14 protein-coding genes and 1 pseudogene are annotated in these 20,798 nt (G+C 70.4%); 8 read left to right on the plus strand and 7 right to left on the minus strand.

Features of this window, described 5'->3' with window-relative positions:
• Positions 1 to 9: 9 nt before the first annotated feature.
• The 3 genes from RND61_RS24890 to RND61_RS24900 all read right to left on the minus strand — a co-directional run bounded on the left by RND61_RS24890 (position 10) and on the right by RND61_RS24900 (position 6,301).
• Positions 10 to 768 (minus strand): hypothetical protein, encoded by a 759-nt coding sequence (locus RND61_RS24890; RefSeq protein ID WP_315880318.1) that lies wholly within the window; start codon positions 766 to 768, stop codon positions 10 to 12.
• On the minus strand, positions 761 to 4,579 hold the full coding sequence (locus RND61_RS24895; protein ID WP_315880319.1) for a hypothetical protein: 3,819 nt from the start codon (positions 4,577 to 4,579) through the stop codon (positions 761 to 763). The genes RND61_RS24890 and RND61_RS24895 overlap by 8 nt, the downstream gene beginning before the upstream one ends.
• A gap of 297 nt (positions 4,580 to 4,876) precedes the next feature.
• Positions 4,877 to 6,301 carry a family 43 glycosylhydrolase gene (locus RND61_RS24900; RefSeq protein WP_315880331.1) on the minus strand — a complete coding sequence of 475 codons (1,425 nt, stop codon included), beginning with the start codon at positions 6,299 to 6,301 and terminating at the stop codon, positions 4,877 to 4,879.
• A 360-nt stretch (positions 6,302 to 6,661) separates the two neighbouring features.
• Between RND61_RS24900 and RND61_RS24905 the strand changes: the two genes are divergently transcribed.
• The 7 genes from RND61_RS24905 (at position 6,662) to RND61_RS24935 (ending at position 15,104) form a co-directional block, all read left to right on the plus strand.
• Positions 6,662 to 7,732, plus strand: coding sequence for a LacI family DNA-binding transcriptional regulator (locus tag RND61_RS24905; RefSeq protein WP_315880320.1), 1,071 nt, complete (start codon positions 6,662 to 6,664; stop codon positions 7,730 to 7,732).
• 115 nt (positions 7,733 to 7,847) lie between these two features.
• The gene (locus tag RND61_RS24910; RefSeq protein WP_315880321.1) at positions 7,848 to 9,176 is read left to right on the plus strand and encodes an extracellular solute-binding protein; all 1,329 of its coding nucleotides are present in this window, start codon (positions 7,848 to 7,850) and stop codon (positions 9,174 to 9,176) included.
• Between the two features lie 5 nt (positions 9,177 to 9,181).
• Positions 9,182 to 10,171, plus strand: a complete 990-nt coding sequence (locus tag RND61_RS24915; protein WP_315880322.1) for a carbohydrate ABC transporter permease — start codon at positions 9,182 to 9,184, stop codon at positions 10,169 to 10,171.
• A complete protein-coding gene (locus tag RND61_RS24920) occupies positions 10,168 to 11,004 on the plus strand; it encodes a carbohydrate ABC transporter permease (RefSeq protein WP_315880323.1) in 837 nt (278 codons plus the stop codon). Before RND61_RS24915 ends, RND61_RS24920 begins: the two co-directional genes overlap by 4 nt.
• Positions 11,005 to 11,052: 48 nt before the next feature.
• Positions 11,053 to 13,275 (plus strand): beta-xylosidase/alpha-l-arabinosidase, encoded by a 2,223-nt coding sequence (locus RND61_RS24925; RefSeq protein ID WP_315880324.1) that lies wholly within the window; start codon positions 11,053 to 11,055, stop codon positions 13,273 to 13,275.
• Between the two features lie 64 nt (positions 13,276 to 13,339).
• A complete protein-coding gene (locus tag RND61_RS24930) occupies positions 13,340 to 14,419 on the plus strand; it encodes an endo-1,4-beta-xylanase (protein ID WP_315880325.1) in 1,080 nt (359 codons plus the stop codon).
• Between the two features lie 412 nt (positions 14,420 to 14,831).
• Positions 14,832 to 15,104 carry a hypothetical protein gene (locus tag RND61_RS24935; protein ID WP_315880326.1) on the plus strand — a complete coding sequence of 91 codons (273 nt, stop codon included), beginning with the start codon at positions 14,832 to 14,834 and terminating at the stop codon, positions 15,102 to 15,104.
• Here the strand turns inward: RND61_RS24935 and RND61_RS24940 are convergent.
• On the minus strand, positions 15,076 to 17,400 hold the full coding sequence (locus RND61_RS24940) for a glycoside hydrolase family 9 protein (RefSeq protein ID WP_315880327.1): 2,325 nt from the start codon (positions 17,398 to 17,400) through the stop codon (positions 15,076 to 15,078). The genes RND61_RS24935 and RND61_RS24940 overlap by 29 nt on opposite strands.
• Before the next feature lie 284 nt (positions 17,401 to 17,684).
• On the opposite strand from RND61_RS24940, the pseudogene RND61_RS24945 reads away from it, so the two are divergent.
• Positions 17,685 to 18,098, plus strand: a pseudogene (locus RND61_RS24945) (transposase); the annotation flags it as partial.
• A gap of 310 nt (positions 18,099 to 18,408) precedes the next feature.
• Here RND61_RS24945 and RND61_RS24950 read toward each other — a convergent pair.
• The 3 genes from RND61_RS24950 to RND61_RS24960 form a co-directional block, all read right to left on the minus strand.
• Positions 18,409 to 19,593 carry a zinc-dependent alcohol dehydrogenase gene (locus RND61_RS24950; protein ID WP_315880328.1) on the minus strand — a complete coding sequence of 395 codons (1,185 nt, stop codon included), beginning with the start codon at positions 19,591 to 19,593 and terminating at the stop codon, positions 18,409 to 18,411.
• On the minus strand, positions 19,590 to 20,060 hold the full coding sequence (locus tag RND61_RS24955) for a hypothetical protein (RefSeq protein WP_315880329.1): 471 nt from the start codon (positions 20,058 to 20,060) through the stop codon (positions 19,590 to 19,592). Before RND61_RS24955 ends, RND61_RS24950 begins: the two co-directional genes overlap by 4 nt.
• 300 nt (positions 20,061 to 20,360) lie before the next feature.
• Positions 20,361 to 20,714, minus strand: a complete 354-nt coding sequence (locus RND61_RS24960; RefSeq protein WP_315880330.1) for a hypothetical protein — start codon at positions 20,712 to 20,714, stop codon at positions 20,361 to 20,363.
• Between the last annotated feature and the right edge of the window lie 84 nt (positions 20,715 to 20,798).

Genomic DNA, 20,798 nt, shown 5'->3' on the forward strand with positions numbered 1-20,798 from the left:
AGGGGTGCGTCAGCCCAGCACCTTCGCCACGCGGCCGAAGACGTGGTCCCGTACGTACGCGTCCAGCCGCTCCTCGTACCCGGCGAACGCCTCAGGGCCGGTCGCGCGCCCGCGCTCGGCGGGCAGGACGGCGTCCAGGAGCCGACGTTCGTACGCCTCGGGGGTGCCCTCGAACTTCTCGGCCCTGCCCGGGACCAGTCGCTTCGCGTAATGGGACGCCGGGGCTTGCAGGGCGGGGAGTCCGGGGTCGTACAGAACGTCGTGATCGGTGATCAGCTCGGGGAGCAGCGCGTGCAGCTCCGCGTCCTCGTGCCCGGCGGCGAGTTCCCGTGCGACCGTCAGCCAGACCACGCGTTCGGAGCGCGGGTTCGCGACGCCCTCGACCACGGTGATATTGAGGAAGGCGGCCAGTTCCGTCTCCGACACCGCCCGCCACGGCGGCCCCGCACACAGCAGGGTCAGGACACGGACGAAGCCGCCCGCCAGCAGGAAGCGGTTTGTGCCGATCACGGATGACAGGTACAGGCAGGTGAGCATCGAGTGCGCGGGGACGTACCACTTGCCGTCCCGTTCCGCCCAGTACTCCGGGTCCTCCGGCGTGAGGATCACCTGACGCACCTGGTCGACCTGGAACCCGACCCCCATGCAGGAGATCTCGGGCGCCCCGGGGCCCGATGCGTCGAGAGCCCGCACGTACTCCTCGCGTACCTCCCGGAGCGCGTCGCGGGCCACCTCCGCCCAATGGTCGGCGCTGCGCAAGTCAGTCACTCCAGGTGAGTCTCGTCTTTTCCCTGAGCATGGTGAGCAGGAGTTCCTCGTGCGTGGCCTTCTCGCTCTTCTCGATCCTGAGCATGCTCTCGCCTATTTCCTTCTCGTAGAGCCGGCGGACCATAGCGTACTCGGCGTCGGTCACCTTCACCGGTGGCTGTGGCTGTCCCTTCTCCCACGTGCCGGTCAGGTCCGGGTCCCGTGGTGCTTCCGGGTTGTCCGTGCCGCCGCCGGTCATCGGGGCGTGCTTGTAGAAGGTGCCCTCCAGCTTTGACGCGTCCTTCAGGAGCAGCAGGTTCGTCACATGGGAAATGGGGTTGCGGCGGGCTTCGGCGACCAGCGCGGCGAGCATCATGTTCACATCGTTCTCGTTTTTTATACGGGCGCCAGCGGAGATCTTGACTGCCATGTCCCGCATTTGGGAGGGCGAGTGCCCGAAGTTCCCGTACCGGTACTCGTCCAGCAACCCCCGGTTCTCCACCTTGATCTTTCCGTTGTCGTTGACGGCTTTCTCGACCCGGCTCTTCGGAACGATGTAGTTGTTGTCGTGGTCGACGAAGTACTCATGGCCGCCGAAGGTGAAGACGTTCCCCGTGTAGGTGGTCGGATCGGCCCCGGGAGGCGCGGGACGACAGGCCGCTTCGTACGCCGCCGTCACCCGCGAGAACATCCGCTCGACCTGGGTGTGCAGCTCGTCGTCCTTCTTCGGCTCGGTCCGCCCGGCTTCCTTCCGCTGGGTCAGGATCTCGCCGCGCACCTTGTGGAGCGCGCTGAACACCAGTTGCTTGACCTCTTTCTCGGAGAGGAACGGCGAGTAATTGGCGTCGACGGAGTGCTTGCTCGCGAGCAGCCAGACCTTGAACGGTCCCTTGCCCTCGACCAGGAAGCTGCGGACCCAGGAGTACCGGCGCTTGAGCGGGGCGAGCGCGGCCAGCAGGGCCTTCGTGGACTCGCCGCGCTTCTCGTGCTGTTCCGCGATCGCCTTGGCCTTGGCCAGGACGACCGGCAGCTCGCGGTCCTTCTTCTGCTGTGCCTCCTTTCTCCTGTCTTCTCTGCCTTTCCTGCGGTCGGGGCGATCCTTGCGCTGTTTCGGCCTGCGGCGGTCGGGGCGGCGGGGCCCGCGGGGGCGCCGCGTGGGTTTCTTCGGCCTCTCGGTCGTGGGTTTCTCGGGCGTCTTCTTCTTGGCGGGCTTGGACTTGAGTTTGCTCCACAGCTTCTTGACCAGGCCGACGATCTTGTCGATGACCCAGTCCACCGCCCTGTTGACCGGGGCGGAGAGCCGCTGGACGATCTGCCGGACCCGCGCGGCGATGCCGCCCACGCCCAGGATCGCCGCCAGGACGCCCAGCAGGACGGGGATCGAGCGGGCCAGGGCGCGTTCGATCAGGGCCGGTACGCCGCCGCTGCCGCCGCGCGCGATGGCGATGACCGCGTCGAGGACCGCGTTGACGAAGTCGAAGATCTGGCGGGCCTGGGTGACGATGAACCGGATGAAGTCGATGATCAGCTTTACGGCCCGGACGAACGCGGACGCCGGGTTGAGCAGCGAGATCACCCACATGATGCCGGCGACCACGATCGTCGGGGTGACGTACTTGATGACGTCGTCGAGCAGCTTCCTCTTCAGGTCGCCGACGCGTGGCCGCACGTCCTCCCACATCGCCGTGACGCCCCGTTTGCGTACGTCGGCGAGGAGAGGTACGGCCGTCTCGGCCGCGGCGACCGCCGGTTCCGGGACCTTGCGGGTGATCCGCCCCCGGATGTTCTGCCACGTCAGGCCGAGCAGCCCGGCGACCATCCTCACCACGCCCTGGGTGTCGAACTTCGCCGGCACCTCGATGCCCGCCTCGGCCGTCCTGCCCAGCAGCCAGGAGAGGATGCCCTGCTGGAGGTGGCGGCCGATGTTCTGGAGGAACCGCCGCAGACCGGCGCCGACGGCGGAGACCAGGTTGCGCAGGAAGCCGATCGGGTCCTTGAGGATCAGCATGACCGCCTGGGCGGCCTTGGCGAGGACCGCCAGCAGCAGCCGCTTCAGTTCCAGGATCGTGTTGATCACGGCCTTGACCGCGTTCACGGCCTTGGCCACCAGCCCCTTGTTCTTCTCCTTCTCCGCGGCGATTTCGTCGTCGACGGACTTGAGCGCCTCGGTGTACTTCGTCGCCAGGGTGTCGACGAGCTGGGTGCCCTTGTCGTCCACGGCCTGCGTGAGCTCGTCGAACTTGCCGGCGAACTCGGCCGCCGCCCGCTGCCCCACGGCCCGCAGGTCGGCCGGGAGCCTGCGCACCGCGTCCCGCATCTCGGCCCGCCCCTGGGCGATGCGCCGCTTGGCCCGGTTCAGCTCCGCGCCGATCGTGTCGGCGACATCGGTGATCACCTGTCGCATCCGGCGCACGTACGTGTCGCGGGCTTCCTCGAAGATCTTGTCGGCCTCGGCGGGCAGCCCCGCGAACAGGTCCCGCACCCAGCGCAGTTTGCCCGTCGCACCCGAGTACCGGCGGTCCTTGTACTCGTCCATCTTCCGCCTGTGCTCGGCGGTGAACGCCTCCCGGGCCGCCTTCTCGCCCCGGCCGAACTGGTCGTCGACCAGCTTGTCCAGCCCTTCGAGGATCGCCTCGACGTCCTTCTTCATCGTGTCGAAGACGCCCTGCAGGACCGCCGTGACCTGGGCCCGCTTCTCCTCGTCCCGGCTCTTCGCCCCGGCCTTGCCCGTGTCGACCTGCTGCCCGGTACGCACGCGCTGGGCGCCCATCGCGCTCATGGCGGCGGTGCCGAGCCGCTTCGCCTGCGCGGTGGAGGCGCGCAGTTCGGCGGCCTCGTGCTTGCGCAGCCGCCCGGGGGCGGTGTCGGAGTGCCGTTCGGCGGCCTTCTTCTCGCCCAGCGCCCTGGTGAACCCGGGCTCGTTGGACTTTCGCAGTTGGGCCTCGGTGACCTGGGCGTCCGCCATCCGGCGGTCGATCTCGGCGGGTCCCGCCGACATGTCGGTGGCCGACGCCGGCAGCCGGTCCGGTACGGCCTGCGCGGGGTCCGGCGCGCCCGGAGTGCCGGGGGGCCGGTCCGCGCTCATCGGCACGACCTTCTTGGGCACGGCCGCCGACGTGTCCGGCGGGGCGGCGGTCGTCGTGGCGATCTGCTCGGCCGAGTCCGCCTTGCCGTCGCCGACCCTGCCGTGCACCTCCGCGCGGATCTCGTCGGCCTTGCCGGAACCGGCGAACTTGTCCGCCTCGTCGAGGTTCTTCGGCGCCCTGTCCGCGATCGCCTTCTCGACGGCCCTGATGAACGCGTCCTTGTCGAACTCCTTGGGCCGGGCCTCGTTCATCTTCTCGGCGTTGGCGGCCTTGCCCTGCGCCTCCTCGTCGTCCTTGGGGGGCAGCGCCGCGTCCTGCGCCGCCGCCGCCTCGGCGCGTGGCGGCGGATGCGAGGCGGCGAGCGAACGCTTCTTGTGCCGTACGTCCTTCTTCAGCGCCGCGAACTTCGGGTCCGCGTGGGGGCCCGGCCGGGCCTTCGCCTCCTTGGCGCCGGGAGCCGTCGGGGCCTCCGCTTCTTTCGGGCCGAGGGCTGCCGGGGTCTCTGCTTCTTTGGGGCCGGGAGGTGACGGTGCCTCCGCCTCCTTGGCCTGCGCCGGTGGGGCGACGGCCTTCCCGGCCGGGGCGGTGGGGGCCTGCGTCACCCTGCCGCGGCCGGCCGCCGCGACGGCGCCGTTGCCGACCATGTCCTGCACGGCGGGCGCAGGCCGTCCGGGGAAGGGCGGGGCCGTCGCCGTTCCGCCCGCGCCGGTGAGGGCGGCCGTCACCGCCGCGTTGGACGGGGCCATCGGGGTCCGTGCGGAACGGTCGGCCTCCGGCCGCTGTTTCGCCGGCGCGGACACCGCGGTCGACACCGTGGGCCGCACCGCGAGAGCCTTCGGCGCTGGCATCGGGCGGAATCCCCCCCACGGCATGTCGGTGCGACCGGAACCCCGCGCCCCGGGGCACCCCGAGGCAGTGTGCCGACCCGGGCGTGACGGGTCCGTCACCTCCGTGTTCCCGAAGCGTCCCCGTACGCGCACGCGGGCCGGGGCCGCCGTCCCCTCCGTGGGTTCGGCGGCCCCGGAGTCGGCGGCCCCGGCGTTCTACGCCGGGTTCAGCCGCCACTGCTGGCAGGCGTTGCTCAGCCACGACCACTGCCGCACGTCGGCGGAGTCGGCGGTGGAGCAGTTCGCGACGTCGGCGACCTTGCCGGTGGCCTGGTTGACGATCCGGACGTGGCCGCCGTCCGTGGCCAGGAACCGGAACCGCTGGCACGTGTTGTTCAGCCAGGACCACTGGCGCAGGTCGGCGCCGTCGGCGGCCGAGCAGTCGGCGGTGTCGAGCACCTTGCCGGTGGCCACGTTGACCAGCCGGTGGGTGTCGTCCCCGAGGTCCTCGACGCGCCACCGCTGGTTGGCGCCGCCGGTGCAGGCGTACTGCCTCACGTCGGCCCCGTCGGCGGTCGACCCCCCCGAGACGTCCAGGCACTTGCCGCTGTTGCGGTTGGTGACCGTGTAGGTCGTCGACGTGGACGCGGGCTCGCCCGACGGTCCGGCCGCGCTCGTCCCCAGCCGGACGGGGGTGCCGAAGCGCGGCGTGCCGTCGGCGTTCCAGGTGAACTTCTGCGCCCGTGCCGTCCGCCCGTTGTCGCAGCCCTCCGAGGCCGAGTCGTTGGCGTGGTAGACGATCCAGCTCTCGGTGCCGTCCGGTGAGGTGAAGAAGCCGTTGTGGCCCGGCCCGTACACGCCGTTCGCGTCACTGCGCTGGAAGACGGGTGCGGACTTCTTGGTCCAGGAGGACGCGGACGCCGGATCGGGGCCGGTCAGTTCCAGTTGGCCCAGCTTGTAGTCGGGTGTCCAGCAGCCGCTCGCCGAGTAGACCAGGAAGGTCCTCCCGCCCCTCTGGAGGACCTCCGGCCCCTCGTTGACCGCGCCGCCGGAGCGTTCCCAGTCGTACGTGGGCGTGGAGACGGTGGAGAAGGGGGAGCTCACCGTGTACGGGTTCGACATCCGCGCGGCGACGATGTTCTGCGTCCCGTTGTGCACGCTGCCGAAGAGGTACAGCTGCCCGTTGATGGTGGCCACCGTGGGGTCCAGCATCCAGGCGGGGTTCAGCTGCCCGCGGTAGGTGTACGGCCCCATGGGGTCGGAGCCGGCGCTCTCCAGGACGTGGCTGCGTTGCGTCGGGTTGTAGTCGGTGACGTTCTGCCCGGCGACGTAGTAGAGGTACCAGCGCCCGTTGAGGAAGTGCAGCTCGGGCGCCCAGATGTTGCAGCACCGCGAGGCGGCGTCGCCCTGCCACACCTGCACGCTCGGCGCGGTGGCGAGGCCGGCGAGGGTGGGTGCCTTGCGGACGGTGATGACGTCGGTCCAGCTCGTGGACACCAGGTAGTAGTGGCCGTTGTGGAAGGCGATCCAGGGGTCGGCGCCCTTCTGGGCCTTGACGGGGTTGCCGAAGGAGGCCGCGTGCGCCGGGGGCTGCCCGAGGAGGGGCAGGGCGAGCAGCAGCGCGGCCAGGAGGGTCAGCATGCGGCGGGGGAGTGGGAGGCGGGTGGTCCTCTTGCGGCTCACGGGGGCACTCCTGTTCTCTATTTCGAACAATGGTCGCCACTTCGGACGGAAACGTAGGAGCGAACCCTTCACGCGTCAACGGTCCTCACAGCGACGGCGCCCGACGGCCGGAAAACGCCCCTCGCTCGCAGCCCGCCGCGGCGGCCCTCCGCGACGCGGCGGTCCTCCACGAGGGGGTGCGCCCCGCATCACGGAGCGCACGGGCTGTTCGAGTGGTCGGACGGAAGGGCGGGGTGACCGGTGGGCGATCGGTGGCATGTCCTACGGTTTCCGGAAGGTGTCCGGAATTTTTCCGAGTGGTCAGCCAGGGAGGTGGGGATGGTGGCCGGGGAAGGCGCTCAGCGCGAGACAGGCACGCGGAGCCCGGGGGAGACGCCGAAGGTGACGATCACCGAGATCGCGCGGGAGGCCGGGGTGTCCGTGCCGACCGTCTCACGGGTCGTCAACGGGCGTTGGGACGTTTCGCCCGCCACCCGTGCCCGGGTCGAGGAGCTGTTGCACCGGCACGGCTACCGTCGCCGCCCGGCCGTGTCCGGCGGCAAGGCGGTCCTGCTCGATCTGGTCTTCAACGATCTGGACGGTCCCTGGGCCGTCGAGATCATCCGCGGTGTCGAGGAGATCGCGCACGAGACCGGTGTGGGCACGGTGGTCTCCGCCGTCCACGACCGGGCAGGGGCCGCGCGGCAGTGGATGGCCAACCTGCGGGCCCGCCCGTCCGACGGCGTGGTCCTCGTGACCTCGGTGCTCGAACCGGGAATTCACGACGAACTGCGCCGACTGGGTGTGCCGTTGGTGGTGATCGACCCGGCCGGTTCACCAATCACCGGGGCGCCGACCGTGGGCGCCACCAACTGGACGGGCGGGATGGCCGCGACCGAGCACCTGCTCCGGCTCGGACACCGCAGGATCGGGTTCGTCGAGGGCCCGCCCGGGCTGCTGTGCTCGCGCGCCCGGCTCGACGGCTATCGCGCGGCGCTCGACGTGGCCGGAGTGGCGGCCGACAGCGCCCTGACCGTGCCCGGTGACTTCTACCACGAATCCGGATTCACCGGCGCAGCAAGGCTGTTGGACCTCGACGAACCGCCGACCGCGATCTTCGCGGCGAGCGACCAGATGGCGCTCGGAGCGATCGAGGCGCTGCGGCGGCGCGGGCTGCGGGTGCCGGAGGACATGAGCGTCGTCGGCTTCGACGACTTGCCGGAGGTGCGCTGGTGCGCGCCTCCGCTGACGACCGTACGCCAACCCCTGTCCCAGATGGGCAAGGTGGCCACCAGGATGCTCCTCGACCTCGCGCTCGGCATCGCGCCGGCCTCGCCGCGAGTGGAGCTGGCGACGGAGCTGGTGGTCCGCGCGAGCACCGCACCACCCGCCCCGCATAACGGAAGGTAACGCTCCGGGGGTGCCAACGGTCTTTTCTGTCAAGGTCGTTGACACCCCCCTTGCATGCCCGTAGCTTCCATGGCCATCTCCGCATAGTTATCGGAAATTTTCCGGAAGGTGCGCCATGTCAGCCTCCGTTCGAGCCGTCACTTCCGCATTCGGTGCCTCCTCCCTCTCCCGCCGCCGGTTCCTCGGGACCGCCTCGGCGGTGGGCCTGGGGGCGGCCGGCCTGTCCGCCTGTTCGGACTCGGGGTCCTCCACCACCGACAGCCAGGGCCGGACCGTCGTGGAATGGTGGAACATCCAGACCACGGAGCCGTCGAAGAGCGTCTGGCCCGAGCGGGCGAAGGCGTTCGAGGCCGCGCACCCCGATGTGCGCATCAAGCTCGTGACGATGGAGAACGACGCCTACAAGTCGAAGATGACGGCGCTGACCAGTTCCGGAAAGCTGCCGGACATCTACCACACGTGGGGCGGCGGCGTTCTCAAGCAGCAGATCGACGCGGGTCTGGTGGAGGACCTCACGCCTTCCATCAGCTCCGTGACCGACATCCTCGTGCCGGCGTCGGTCAAGGCGTATCAGTTCGACGGGAAGACGTACGCCGTGCCCTTCGACATCGGCGCCGTCGGGTTCTGGTACAACAAGGCCCTGTTCGCCGAGGCCGGCATCCAGGCACCTCCCGCCACCTGGGCCGACTACCTCGACACGGTCAAGAAGCTGAAGAGCGCCGGAATCACCCCCATCGCCCTCGCGGGCAAGGAGAAGTGGCCCGGCATGTACTACTGGGCGTACCTGGCGATGCGGATCGCCGGGATCGGCGGGATGGAGGCGGCCGCCGACGCCAAGGACTTCACCGGCGACGCCTTCGTCAAGGCGGGCGAGCACCTCAAGGAACTCGTTGCGCTCCAGCCGTTCCAGAAGGGCTTCCTCGGTGCCGCGTACTCCACGCCCACCGGCGAGGCGGCCACGATGGGCAACGGCAAGGCGGCGATGGAGCTGATGGGCCAGTGGGCGCCCGTCGTCCAGGCCGACGCGGGCAAGGGCATCGGCAAGGACCTCGGTTTCTTCCCGTTCCCCGCCGTCGCCGGCGGCAAGGGGGCGCACACCGACGTACTCGGTGGAGGCGGCGGCTATGCGGTGCGCAAGGGCGCACCGAAGGCTGCCCTGGACTTCCTGAAGTTCTTCATGTCGGTCGAGTCCGACCGCATCCTCGTGTCGAAGGGCTCGATGATGCCCGTCGTCGAGGGCGCCGCGAGCGCGCTGACCGATCCCCACCTCAAGCTCGTCTCCGAAGCCCTCGGCAAGGCGACCGGTTTCCAGCTCTACCTCGACCAGGCGTACCCGTCCGCCGTCGGCCAGGAGATCAACGACTCGGTGGCCGCCCTGATCGCCGGGTCGAAGTCGCCCGAGCAGGTGGCCCGTTCGGTCACCCAGGTCGCGAAGAGCCAGTGACCACCATGGCTTCCACGTACGTGAAGGAACCCGTGACCGCCCCCGCTCCACCGAAGCAGCCGGACACCGGGGGAGGCCGGTCGCGGGTCCGTCGGTTCGCCGACTGGCTGACCGCCTTCGGCTTCGCCCTGCCCGCCCTGGTGCTGTTCGGCGTGCTGGTGCTCGCTCCGATCCTGTACGCCCTGTACGTCAGCCTGTTCAACTGGGGCGGCTTCGGTTCCCCTTCGGACTACGTGGGGCTCGACAACTACAGCCGACTCCTGCGTGATCCGGTCTTCCTGGGCGACCTGTGGCGCGGGCTGCTGCTCGTGCTGTTCTCGGTGGGCGTGCAGCTGCCGTTCGCGCTCGGCATGGCCGTGCTGCTCAACCAGAAGCTGCGCGGGCGCGCCCTGTACCGGACCCTGTTCTTCGCCCCGTACGTCCTGTCCGAGGTGATCACCGGCGTCCTGTTCTCGATGATCTTCGCGCCGGAGGACGGGCTCGCCGACAGCGTGCTCGGCTCGGTCGGGCTCGACGGCCTGGGCGGACTGTGGTTCGCCGACCAGGACCACGTACTGCCGACCCTGTTCCTCGTCATGACGTGGAAGTACTTCGGCTTCCACATGATGCTGTACCTGGCCGGGCTGCAGGGCATCCCCGCCGAACTGCACGAGGCGGCCCGCATCGACGGCGCGGGACCCTGGCAGCGCTTCCGCCACATCACCCTGCCGCTGCTCGGACCGACGATCCGCATCAGCGTCTTCCTCTCCGTGATCGGCGCCATCCAGCTCTTCGACCTGGTGTGGGTGATCACACAGGGCGGCCCCGACCACCACTCCGAGACCATGGCCGTGACCATGTTCCAGTACGGCTTCCAGCGCTTCGAGATCGGCTACGCCAGTGCGATCAGCATCGGCATGTTCCTCATCAGCCTCGTCTTCGCCCTCGTCTACCAGCGCTCCGTGCTGCGTCGCGACACCGAAGGAGCCCTCACCACCATGCGAGCCTCCCGATGAGCGCGGGTACGCGCAGAAGGCTGCGCTCCGCGCCGCTGTACGTGATCGTCTGGCTGGTCGGCGTCGTCATGGTCACACCGCTGCTGTACGCGTTCGTGTCCGGGTTCAAGTCCACCGATCAGCTCTCCCGCAACGCCTTCGGCCTGCCCTCGCCGTGGGTGACGTCCAACTACACCGATGTGCTCGCCTCCGGCTCGTTCTGGCGCATGCTGGGTTCGTCGACTCTGATCGCGGTCGGCACGGCCGTGCTGACCGTCGGCACGGCGGCCCTCGCCGCCTTCGCGCTGGCCCGGTTCGCCTTCCGCGGACGCGAGGTGCTCTTCACCCTGTTCACCGCGGGGCTGATGTTCCCGTTCGCCGTGGCGATCCTGCCGCTGTTCGTCCTGCTGCGCACCTTCGGGCTGCTCGACAACCCGTGGGGCGTGATCCTGCCGCAGGCGGCGTTCGGCCTGCCCATGACCATCGTCATCCTGCGCGGCTTCTTCAGGGAGATCCCCGGAGAGCTCGAGGAGGCGGCCACCCTCGACGGCTGCTCGGCGTTCGGCTTCTTCTGGCGGATCCTGCTGCCCATGGCGCGGCCCGCCCTCGGTACCGTCTCGATCCTCGCCATCGTCGGAAGTTGGAACAACTTCCTGCTTCCCCTGCTGGTGTTCAGTGAACAGACCTGGTGGACGATTCCCGTCGGCGTCCAGCAGTTCCAGGGCCAGTACGCCACCGACATCGCCCGCGTCTTCGCCTATCTCGTCCTTGCCATGGTGCCGGCCCTCGCTTTCTACGCCGTCGCCGAACGGCAGTTGATCGGCGGCATCACGATGGGCGCCACCAAGGGCTGAGAACAGGCGTAGGCCAATCCCTTACCGCTACCGCATGTGAGGAGTTCCATGGTCGAGCCATGGCAGGACACCACCCTGCCCGCCCACGTCCGGGCGGCGGACCTGCTCGCCCGGATGACCACAGAGGAGAAGACCGCCCAACTGTCCAGCGTCTGGATCGGCGCCGACACCGAAGGGGCCGACGTCGCGCCCGGCCAGCACACCTACGCGGCCCGCAGCGCCGCCCTCGACGCGCTCCTTCCCCACGGCCTGGGCCAGCTCACCCGCCCCTTCGGCACCGTTCCCGTCGACCCCTCCGAGGGCGCCGCCCGCCTCGCCGGACTGCAACGCCTGATCCGCTCCGGCAACCGGTTCGGGTTGCCCGCGATCGCCCACGACGAGTGCCTGACCGGGCTCACCGCCTGGCAGGCCACCGTCTTCCCCACCCCGCTCGCCTGGGGCGCCACCTTCGACCCCGAGCTGATCACCGAGATGGCCCGGGCGATCGGCACGTCGATGCGTGCCGTCGGCGTTCACCAGGGCCTCGCTCCGGTCCTGGACGTCGTGCGGGACCCGCGGTGGGGTCGCACCGAGGAGTGCATCGGCGAGGACCCGTACCTCGTCGGCACCATCGGCACCGCCTACGTGCGCGGTCTGGAGACCGCCGGGATCGTCGCCACGCTCAAGCACTTCGCCGGGTACTCGGCCTCGCGCGCCGCCCGCAACCACGCGCCCGCCTCGCTCGGCCCGCGCGAACTCGCCGACGTGATCCTTCCACCGTTCGAGATGGCGTTGCGCGACGGCGGCGCCCGGTCCGTGATGCCCGCCTACAACGACATCGACGGCCTTCCCGCCCACGCCCACACCCGGTTGCTCACCGGGATCCTGCGCGAGCGGTGGGGGTTCACCGGCACCGTGGTCTCGGACTACTACGGCGTCTCGCTCCTGGAGGAAGCGCACCGGGTCGCCGACGGAGAGCAGCAGGCCGCACGGCTGGCGCTCGCGGCCGGGGTCGACGTGGAACTGCCGGCGGCCCGCTGCTTCAGCCCCGCGGACCCGCTCCCCGAGGACCTGCTCGACCGGGCCGCGCTGCGCGTCCTCACCCAGAAGTGCGAACTGGGGCTGCTCGACCCCGACTGGGAGCCCGTCGCGGACGGGGAGCCGGTCGACCTCAACCCCCCGCACCTGCGGGACCTGGCACGGAAGGTCGCCGAGGAGTCGGTCGTCCTGCTCGCCAACGACTCCGGTGTGCTGCCGCTGCGCGACGGCCTGCGCATCGCGCTGCTCGGTCCGCTCGCCGACGAGCAGGCCGCGATGCTGGGTTGCTACACGTTCCCCCGGCACGTGGGTGTGCACCATCCCGAGCTGCCGACCGGGGTCGAGGTGCCGACCCTGGCCGAGGCGCTGCGTGCCGAGCTGCCGGGCGCCGTGTTCACCGACGACCCGGCGGCGGCCGACGTCTGCCTCGCCGTGGTCGGGGACCGGTCGGGTCTGTTCGGGCGCGGCTCGTCAGGCGAGGGATGCGACGCGGAGGACCTGCAACTGCCTTGGAACCAAGGAGAGTTGTTGGACGAGGCGCTCGGCTCCGGCGTGCCGGTCGTCATCGTCGTCCTCAGCGGAAGGCCGTACGCGCTCGGCCGCTGGGCCGACCGGGCCGCCGCCGTGGTCCAGGCGTTCTTCCCCGGGCAGGAAGGCGGCGGCGCCGTCGCGGGCGTCCTGTCCGGGCGCGTCGACCCCTCCGGACGGCTGCCGCTCGGCGTGCCGCGCACCCCCGGCGGCCAGCCCGCGCCCTACCTCGCCCCGCCGCTCGGCCGGCACGGCTTCCCCAGCACCGTGGATCCGACGCCCCTCTACCCCTTCGGGTACGGCCTGTCCTACACGACGTTCGCCTGGGACACCCCCCGGTGCGACGCCCTAGAACTGCCCACCGACGGCGAGACCACCCTGCGCCTCACCGTCCGCAACACCGGCGGGCGGCCCGGCACCGAGGTCGTCCAGCTCTACCTCCACGACCCCGTCGGCACCGTCGCCCGCCCCGAAGTCCGGCTCGTCGGCTACGTCCGCGTCACGCTCGACGCCGGCGCGTCCGCCGAGGTCCACGCCACGTTCCCCGCCGACCTCGCCGCGTACACCGGCGCCGACGGCCACCGCGTCGTCGAACCGGGCGCCCTCGAACTGCGCGTCGCGGCCTCCAGCGAACACGTCCACCACACCGTGCGGCTCACTCTGACCGGCCCCGTACGCGAGGTCGGGCACGAGCGCCGGATGCGTTGCGAACTTCGGGTGAAGTGACCGCACGGAACAGCTCCACGGACGGCAACCACACATCACGACCACCCCATGGAGGAGATGCACCATGCGCGCACCTGCACGCCGTGTCCGCGCCGGAACCACCGCTCTCGCCGTGTCCGCGGCCCTCCTGCTCGGCTTCGTCGCCGCGCCCACCGCCCAGGCCGGCACCGACGGCGCGGGCACGACGAAGACGCTGCACGAGTTGGCCCGTGAGTCCGGCCGCTACTTCGGTGCCGCCGTCGACAACCCGGAGCTCGCCGACACCGAGTTCGCCGACCTGCTCGGCACCGAGTTCGGCCAGACCACCCCCGGCAACGGCATGAAGTGGTACGCCACCGAACCCCAGCGCGGGGTCTTCGACTTCACCGCGGGCGACGAGATCGTGCGCTACGCCCGCGCGAACGGCCTGAAGGTCCGCGGCCACACCCTGCTGTGGCACTCCCAGCTCCCCGACTGGCTCACCTCCGGCACCTGGACGCCCGACGAACTGCGCTCCATCCTGAAGAACCACATCACGAAGGTGGTGAAGCACTACAGGGGCAAGGTCTTCGCGTGGGACGTCGCCAACGAGATCATGAACGAGGACGGCACCTACCGCGAGAACATCTTCTACAAGACCCTCGGACCCGGTTACGTCGCCGACGCCCTGCGCTGGGCCCGCGCCGCCGACCCCAAGGTCAAGCTCTACCTCAACGACTACAACGTCGAGGCCCTCGGCCCGAAGTCGGATGCGTACTACACCCTGATCAAGCAGCTCAAGAAGGAGCGCGTCCCGATCGACGGGTTCGGACTGCAGGGCCATCTCGCCCTCCAGTACGGTTTCCCCGGCGGTCTGAAGGAGAACCTGCAGCGCTTCGCCGACCTCGGCGTCGACGTGGCCATCACCGAACTCGACATCCGCATGATCCTGCCCGCCGACGAGACCAAGCTCGCCGAACAGGCCGACTGGTACGGGCAGGTGACCGACGCCTGCCTGGCCGTACGGCGCTGTGTGGGCATCACCCTGTGGGGCTACACGGACCGGCACTCGTGGATCCCCGCGGTCTTCCCCGGTGAGGGGGCGGCCCTGCCCTGGGACGAGGACCTGAGGCACAAGCCCGCCTACGCCGCGATCAGCAGGGCGCTCGCGGCGGCCGGGTCGTAACCCCGGCGCCGCACCGCCGAGCCTGCCCGGGCACCTCGGCGCGGCGCCACGGGACGGCCCGGTCCTCGGCGGCCGGGCCGGTGGGCGAGTCCGCGCACCGGCCCGGCCCCGAGCTCCGCCAGGAGGAGAGCGGGCCGCTCTCCCTTGTATTTGCCTGACATTGTGTCAGGGACCCCGGCAAGTGGTCATCGCGGGTCCTGAAGAATCCGGGGCGCGCCGCCCGGGCACGCGACTCGCCGTGGGGCGGAAAACCGCATTTGACCTGCGTAAACGCGGGTCATTCGGCGTGACTCGGGCCGGTGAAGACGGCGCGGGCGCATCCGTCGGTCAGGAGTACCTCCCCGCCGGAGATCGCGGGCTGTTGGCAGACCAGGAGCATCAAACGGGATGGGCGGGGAGACTGGAGCGCTCGGTGTGCGCGAGGAGTTCCCCGGAGCCCAGCCCAGCCCAGCCCGGCCCGGCCCGGCCCCGCCAGCTCGCCTCACCGCCGAGGCCGGCGAAGCCTTCACCGGCCTGGCGCGAGGGCCTGCCCGACCTCGGGGGAGAGCTGGCCGACGTCTCCCTCTACCTGACGGCCCGGGAGGAGGTGAACGGCGTGGACCTCGCCTCCGAGGTGGAGCGGAAGATCGAAGAGAACGCACGCCGCACACCACCGGTCAGCCGCAGTCCTTCCCGTTCAGTGTGAATGCCGCGGGCGCCCCGGCGGGGGTGCCCGTGCCCTGGAATCCGAAGCTCGTGCTGGAACCCGGCGGGATCGTGGCGTTGTGCGCGACGTTCGCGACGGTGACGTCGGGTCCGGTCTGCGAGACGGTGGCGTTCCAGGCGTTCGTCACCTTCTCGGCGCCCTTGAACGAGAAGCCGAGCCGCCAACCGTTGACCGCCGCCGCGCCGGTGTTCCGCACACCGACATCGGCGGTGAAGCCGCCGTTCCAGGTGCTGGTGACGGTGTAGGTCACGGCGCACTGGGTGGAGGGGGACGTCGGCGTGGGGGTGGGCGTGGGAGTAGGGGTAGGTGTGGGCGTAGGAGTAGGAGTAGGGGTAGGCGTGGGCGTCGGCGTGGTGCCGTCGGGCTCCGCGCCCCACTGCGTGTCCGCACCCTCGGTCAGCACGATGTGCGGCGCGTCCACCGGCGTACTGCCCGGCGTCGTCGGGACGGCCTGGTAGGACCAGTCGTTCGCAGGGTTCCACGCCCCGGTCGAGGTGATGCGGAACTGCACCTCCTTCCGGTATGCCGACTGGCCCGCCGGAGCGATCACCGCGTTGGAGCAGTCCACGGTGACGAAGTAGACGTCGCCCTCGAAGTGCGTCGGACCGGTCACCTTGCCGCACTGGTTGTAGTTGGTGGTGGTGCTGATCCGGTCGGGCGTGACCCCGCCGTCGAGGGTGAAGTAGTAGCGCAGGGAAGCGCGTGTCAGTGCGCGTGCGGGCCACGCCGACTTGTTGATCAGGTACGCCTTGATCTCGGTGAAGCCGGGACCCGAGGCGTTCACGGACGCCTGGACCGAGATCTCGGGCCCGTCCGGTTTCTCGGCCTGGGGGAAGTCGGCGAGCGGGCTGCCGCCGTACTCGGCGTACAAACGGGCCAGGGCACCCGTGAAGGCCGCGTTGTAGTCGGTGGCCACCTCGTTGTTCACGTAGTTGGACCGGTCGTCGGTGTACGCGTCGTCCGCCGCGCTCGGCCCGCCGACCAGCGCGCCGTACAGGACGTGCCGGTTGTCCACCGGGTTGGTGAGCTGGTCGGTCCACGAGCCGTGACTGGTTCGGTGGTGCGGCTTCGTCGGCGGGTTCGCGCCGAAGCCGACGACGTAACTGGACTTGCGCGGGTTGTCGCCGAGCGCGTAGTTGATCTGCCGGACCGCGAAGTCGTGGTAGCGGGCCTTGCGCACCGGGTCGCCGGTCAGCCAGTCGGAGTACGACAGCGCGGCGAACGCGGTGTTGGCGGCGTACCGCAGCGACCCCCAACTGTCGAGGACCGCCTGCCCGCCGGGCGAGTAGCGCACCTTGGTCCCGTTGACACCGACCGTCCACCAGTCCAGCCACCGGTTGGCGTCATCGACGTACCGCTGCTTGCCGGTGAGTTGGGCGAGGAGCACGTACGAGCCGTAGGAGGTGTCGTCCCAGGAGAGGGTCCAGCGGTAGGAGCGGGTGGTCGTCTGGGGCTCGGTCGACAGCTTGTCGTAGGCCGATTCGGCCTTCGCCAGGTACGCGGCGTCACCGGTCGCCTTGTACAGCCAGACGGCGCCCCAGACCAACTCGTCGTTGTAGCCGCTCCAGGAGTTGTAGTACGCCTGGGCGTCGGTGATGCAGGCGCTGTACTTGCCGCGGTAGGCGTCGGCGAATGCGTACAACTGCTTGGCGTGGGTGAGCAGTTTGCTCGCGTATGCCGGGTCACTGTCCGCGAACACCATGGAGGACGACGCCATGGCCGCGGCGGTCTGGCCCGCCAGGTCGGAGCCCGGGCACGAAGCGTCGATCTTGTACGCGGGCCGTGCCATCGGCATGACTTCGGCAGGCCCCCACCACTTGTGGTCGTCGGCGCCGTTGCCGACCTGGCCGTACAGCACGTTCGCGGACGGGTGCGCCTTGATGAAGTAGTCGTTGACGAAGCGCAGGTTGTCCTGGAGGTGCTGGAGCTGGCCGGATGCGGCGTAGGCGGACTTCTGCTCGACGCCGCCCCAGGCGAGCAGGGTTGCGGAAAAGGCCATGGGCAGGCCGAACTTGACGTGGTCTCCGGCGTCGTACCATCCGCCGGTCAGGTCGAGACCGACGTCCTTGCCGTCGTCGAGGGCGGAGTCGCCGCGCCAGGAGACGCGGTTGTCGTCCGGGAGCTTCCCCGACCGCTGCGCGTCGTAGAACCAGAGCGACTTCTGGAGCGCCTCGCCGTAGTTGAAGGCGGCCGACGCGGCGGAGGAGGGGCTGGAGGCGGCCGACGGCAGTACCAGGCCGGCGATGACGGCGACCGCGGCTCCCCACGCACTCACCAGTCGGGAGCTTCGGACACCGGTCGGGACGGCCGGGCAGGTCTGGGGAGCCGCTGCGGGGGGCGCGGAGCGTCTTCGGGGGGTGAGGAAGGAGAGCGGGCGCAACGGACGTTCCTTCCGTGCGGGGGGCGGGGGGAGTTCGTGCTGCGGCGCGGTGGTTCGGGGTGTGGGGACAGGCATGCATGGGAGCGCTCCCAATCACTGGTTCATGAAGCCAGCGCGTACAGCACGTGTCAATATCCCGCGCATACTTCGTCTGGACGCGACGTCGGCCGAACCGTGGGACTGGGCCTGTCGGAAGACGACTCGACCGGCCGTCGACCGGCGCCCGGGCCGGCTCCAAGCACCACCTGATCGTCGACCGGAACGGAACCCCACTCGTCATCGGGCTCACCGGCGGCAACCGACACGACGTCACCCAGCTCCTGCGCCTGCTCGACGCGGTCCCGCCGATTCGGGAAGCTCGGATACGCCCCCGCCGCAAGCCCCGGCGTTCGTATGCGGACCGGGGCTACGACTTCGACGAGTACCGCCGCCTGCTGTGGACGCGGGGCATCAAGCCGTTGATCGCCCGACGCGGCGTCACCCACGGCTCCGGACCGGGCAAGGTGCGCTGGGTCGTCGAGCGCGCCTTCGCCCGGCTCCACCAGTGCAAACGGCTCCGCACCCGCTACGAGCGACGCGCCGATCCCCATCAGGGCCGCTCGAACTGGAGCGGCTTCCACGGGGAAGGCGGCCTGGCTGTCGGTCGGGCCGCCTTCACCCTTGGCTGCCGGGCGGAGCGTCGGGGTGGTGGTCGTGGACACCCTTCCGGGGACGCTGCGTGAGCTGGTGCTGTCGTCACGGCAGGGGTGGGGAGAACGGATCGAGCCCTCTCGAGCCAGGCTCACGGAGCGTCGGCGAACTCGACACGTGGCCGGCATGAGTCCTGAAAAACCTGGGGCACGCTGCCCGAACACGCGACTCGCCGTGGGGAGGGAAACCGCATCTGACCTGCGTGAGCGCAGTTCAGCCGGTGTAACCCGGTCCGGTGAAGACGGCGCGGACGCATCCGTCGGTCTTTTCCTTGAACATGTCGTAGCCTTCCACGGCCTGGTCGAGGGGCATGGTGTGGGTGGCCAGGTGTGCGGTGGCGAGTTCTCCTTTGGCCATGCGGTCCAGGAGCATGGGGATGTACCGCTGGCCGTGCTGCTGCGAGGCGTGCAGGGTGAGGCCCTTGTTGAGGACCGCGCCGAGGGGGAACTTGTCCACCATCCCGGCGAACACCCCCAGGACGAACACGGTGCCGCCCTTGCGGCAGGCGTGGATGGCCTGGCGCACGGCGGTGGGCCGGTCGGTCTGGAGGCGCAGTTGCTGTTTGACCTGGTCGTACAGGTACATCGGTCCGTGGCTGTGGGCTTCCATCCCGACCGCTTCGATGCACACGTCGGGTCCGCGGCCGCCGGTGCGTTCGCGTAGTTCCGCGGCGATGTCGGTGGTGGTGTAGTTCAGCGTCTCGGCGCCGACGTACCGCTCGGTCATCGCCAGCCGCTCCGGAAGGCGGTCGATGGAGATCACCCGTTCGGCACCCAGCAGGATCGCGGCCCGTGCCGCCATCTGGCCCACGGCGCCGCAACCCCAGACCGCGACGACGTCGCCCGGCTTGACGCCGCCGAGGTCGGCGCCCATCCAGCCGGTCGGCACGGCGTCCGAGGCGAACAGGGCGCTGGTGTCGTCGACCCCGTCGGGCACGGGGAAGGCCCCGTAGTCGGCGAAGGGGACGCGCACGTACTCCGCGTGGCTGCCGCGCAGAGCACCCGTGACGCGGGAGTAGCCGAAGGCGCCACTGGTCTCGTAGCCGAACAGGGCCTGGCCGATGCCGGGGTAGGGGTTGCTGTTGTCGCACAGCGACCACAGGTCGTTGGCGCAGTACCAGCAGCGCCCGCAGCCGATGAAGGAGGCGACGACGACCCGGTCGCCGACCTTGTGGCGCCGTACCGCGCTCCCGGTCTCCACGACCTCGCCGAGGAACTCGTGGCCGATGACGTCACCGGCCCGCATCGCGGGGATGTACCCGCCGATCAGGTGCAGGTCGGATCCGCACGTCGTGCCGGCGACGAGCCGGACGATGACGTCCTGGTCGTTGAGGAGTTCCGGGTCGGGCACCTGCTCGACGGACAGCTTGTTCACCCCTTGCCAGCACAGCGCCTTCACAGCACTCCCTCCCCGCCCGAGCGCCGGGTGACCAGGTCGATGGCCTTGCCGGCCGGGGTGTCCCTCGTGGTGGGGGAAGCGTCCGGCAGCATGACCTCGCCCGTCTCCAGGAGCGCCTTCGCCTCGCGCAGGGCGGTCCGCACCTCCTGACGGGGGTCCTTGCCGGCCAGGCGCCCCGGAAGGGAGGCCGCCACGGGGGACGGGGCGTCCTTCAGCCGTACCGCCAGTTCCGTGCCCCGGTCTCCCGGCGCGGGCCGTACCCGCGCCTCCAGCCGGTCGGCCATCCGGTCCAGGGGCTCGGGCAGCGTGCCGCCGGGCATGACGTCCGTCGGCGCGCGGTTGACCGTGACGGTCAACCACCGGGCGGCGGACTTCTCGCCGGGAGCCGTTCGCGACCGGGCCCGGCGGGCGGCGACCCTCGTGCAGACGACGGCAGCCGCCACGAGCGCAGGCTTGACGTATTTCACCGAGCGCCTCCTTCGTAGGAACGTGTGGCTCTGGTGGGTCCCCTCATCAGTGCCCCTCCCATGCGGAGGAAAACGATGACGCGCCGGAGAGAGCACCCCCAAAGGTGGCAGACCGGGCGTTCCCCGTACTGGCCCGTGCGCGCCGGGAGGGGCGTGTCTCCCCGCGCGCGGAGTGCCACTGTGGGGCGTACGACACGCGGGAGCGCGCCGGGCGTGCCGATGCCCGCCGGTACGGTCCCGTCGGTCGTTCGCGCAGGGGACGGGTCGGGTGCGCCTGTCCCCGGGGTGGCGCGCCCCGGGTCACCTGGCGATGGTCCAGGCGCTCGCGCACAGTGCCGCCGCGGTGAGGAGCGAGGCGACGCTCGCGCGCAGGAGGCGCTGTCGCAGCCGCGTGTAGCGCGCGGTGTATTCGCCGCGCAGTTCGACGCAGCGGTCGGCGATCGTCCGCAGGACCTTCTTCGACAGCTCGATGCGGTCCTCGGCGTAGAGGCGGGCGACCTCCTCGTGCTGGGCGGTGGTCAGCCACGGCATGCGGCGTGCGAACGCTTCGCCCTGCTCGCGGGCGTTGAGCAGCTCCGCCTGGGCCAGGAGGTAGCCCTCGACGCGGTTGATGCCCTCGGCCGTCTCGCGGCGCGTCGCCGAGGTGGCCCTCATCACCGCTCCTCCTCGCCGCCCCGCGCGGCGGTCCCCTTCTCGGGCTCGAACACGTCGCGGCGACCGCCCGTCTCCTTCGCCCTG

The organism is Streptomyces tamarix (assembly GCF_032423885.1).
Classification (GTDB): Bacteria; Actinomycetota; Actinomycetes; order Streptomycetales; family Streptomycetaceae; genus Streptomyces; species Streptomyces tamarix.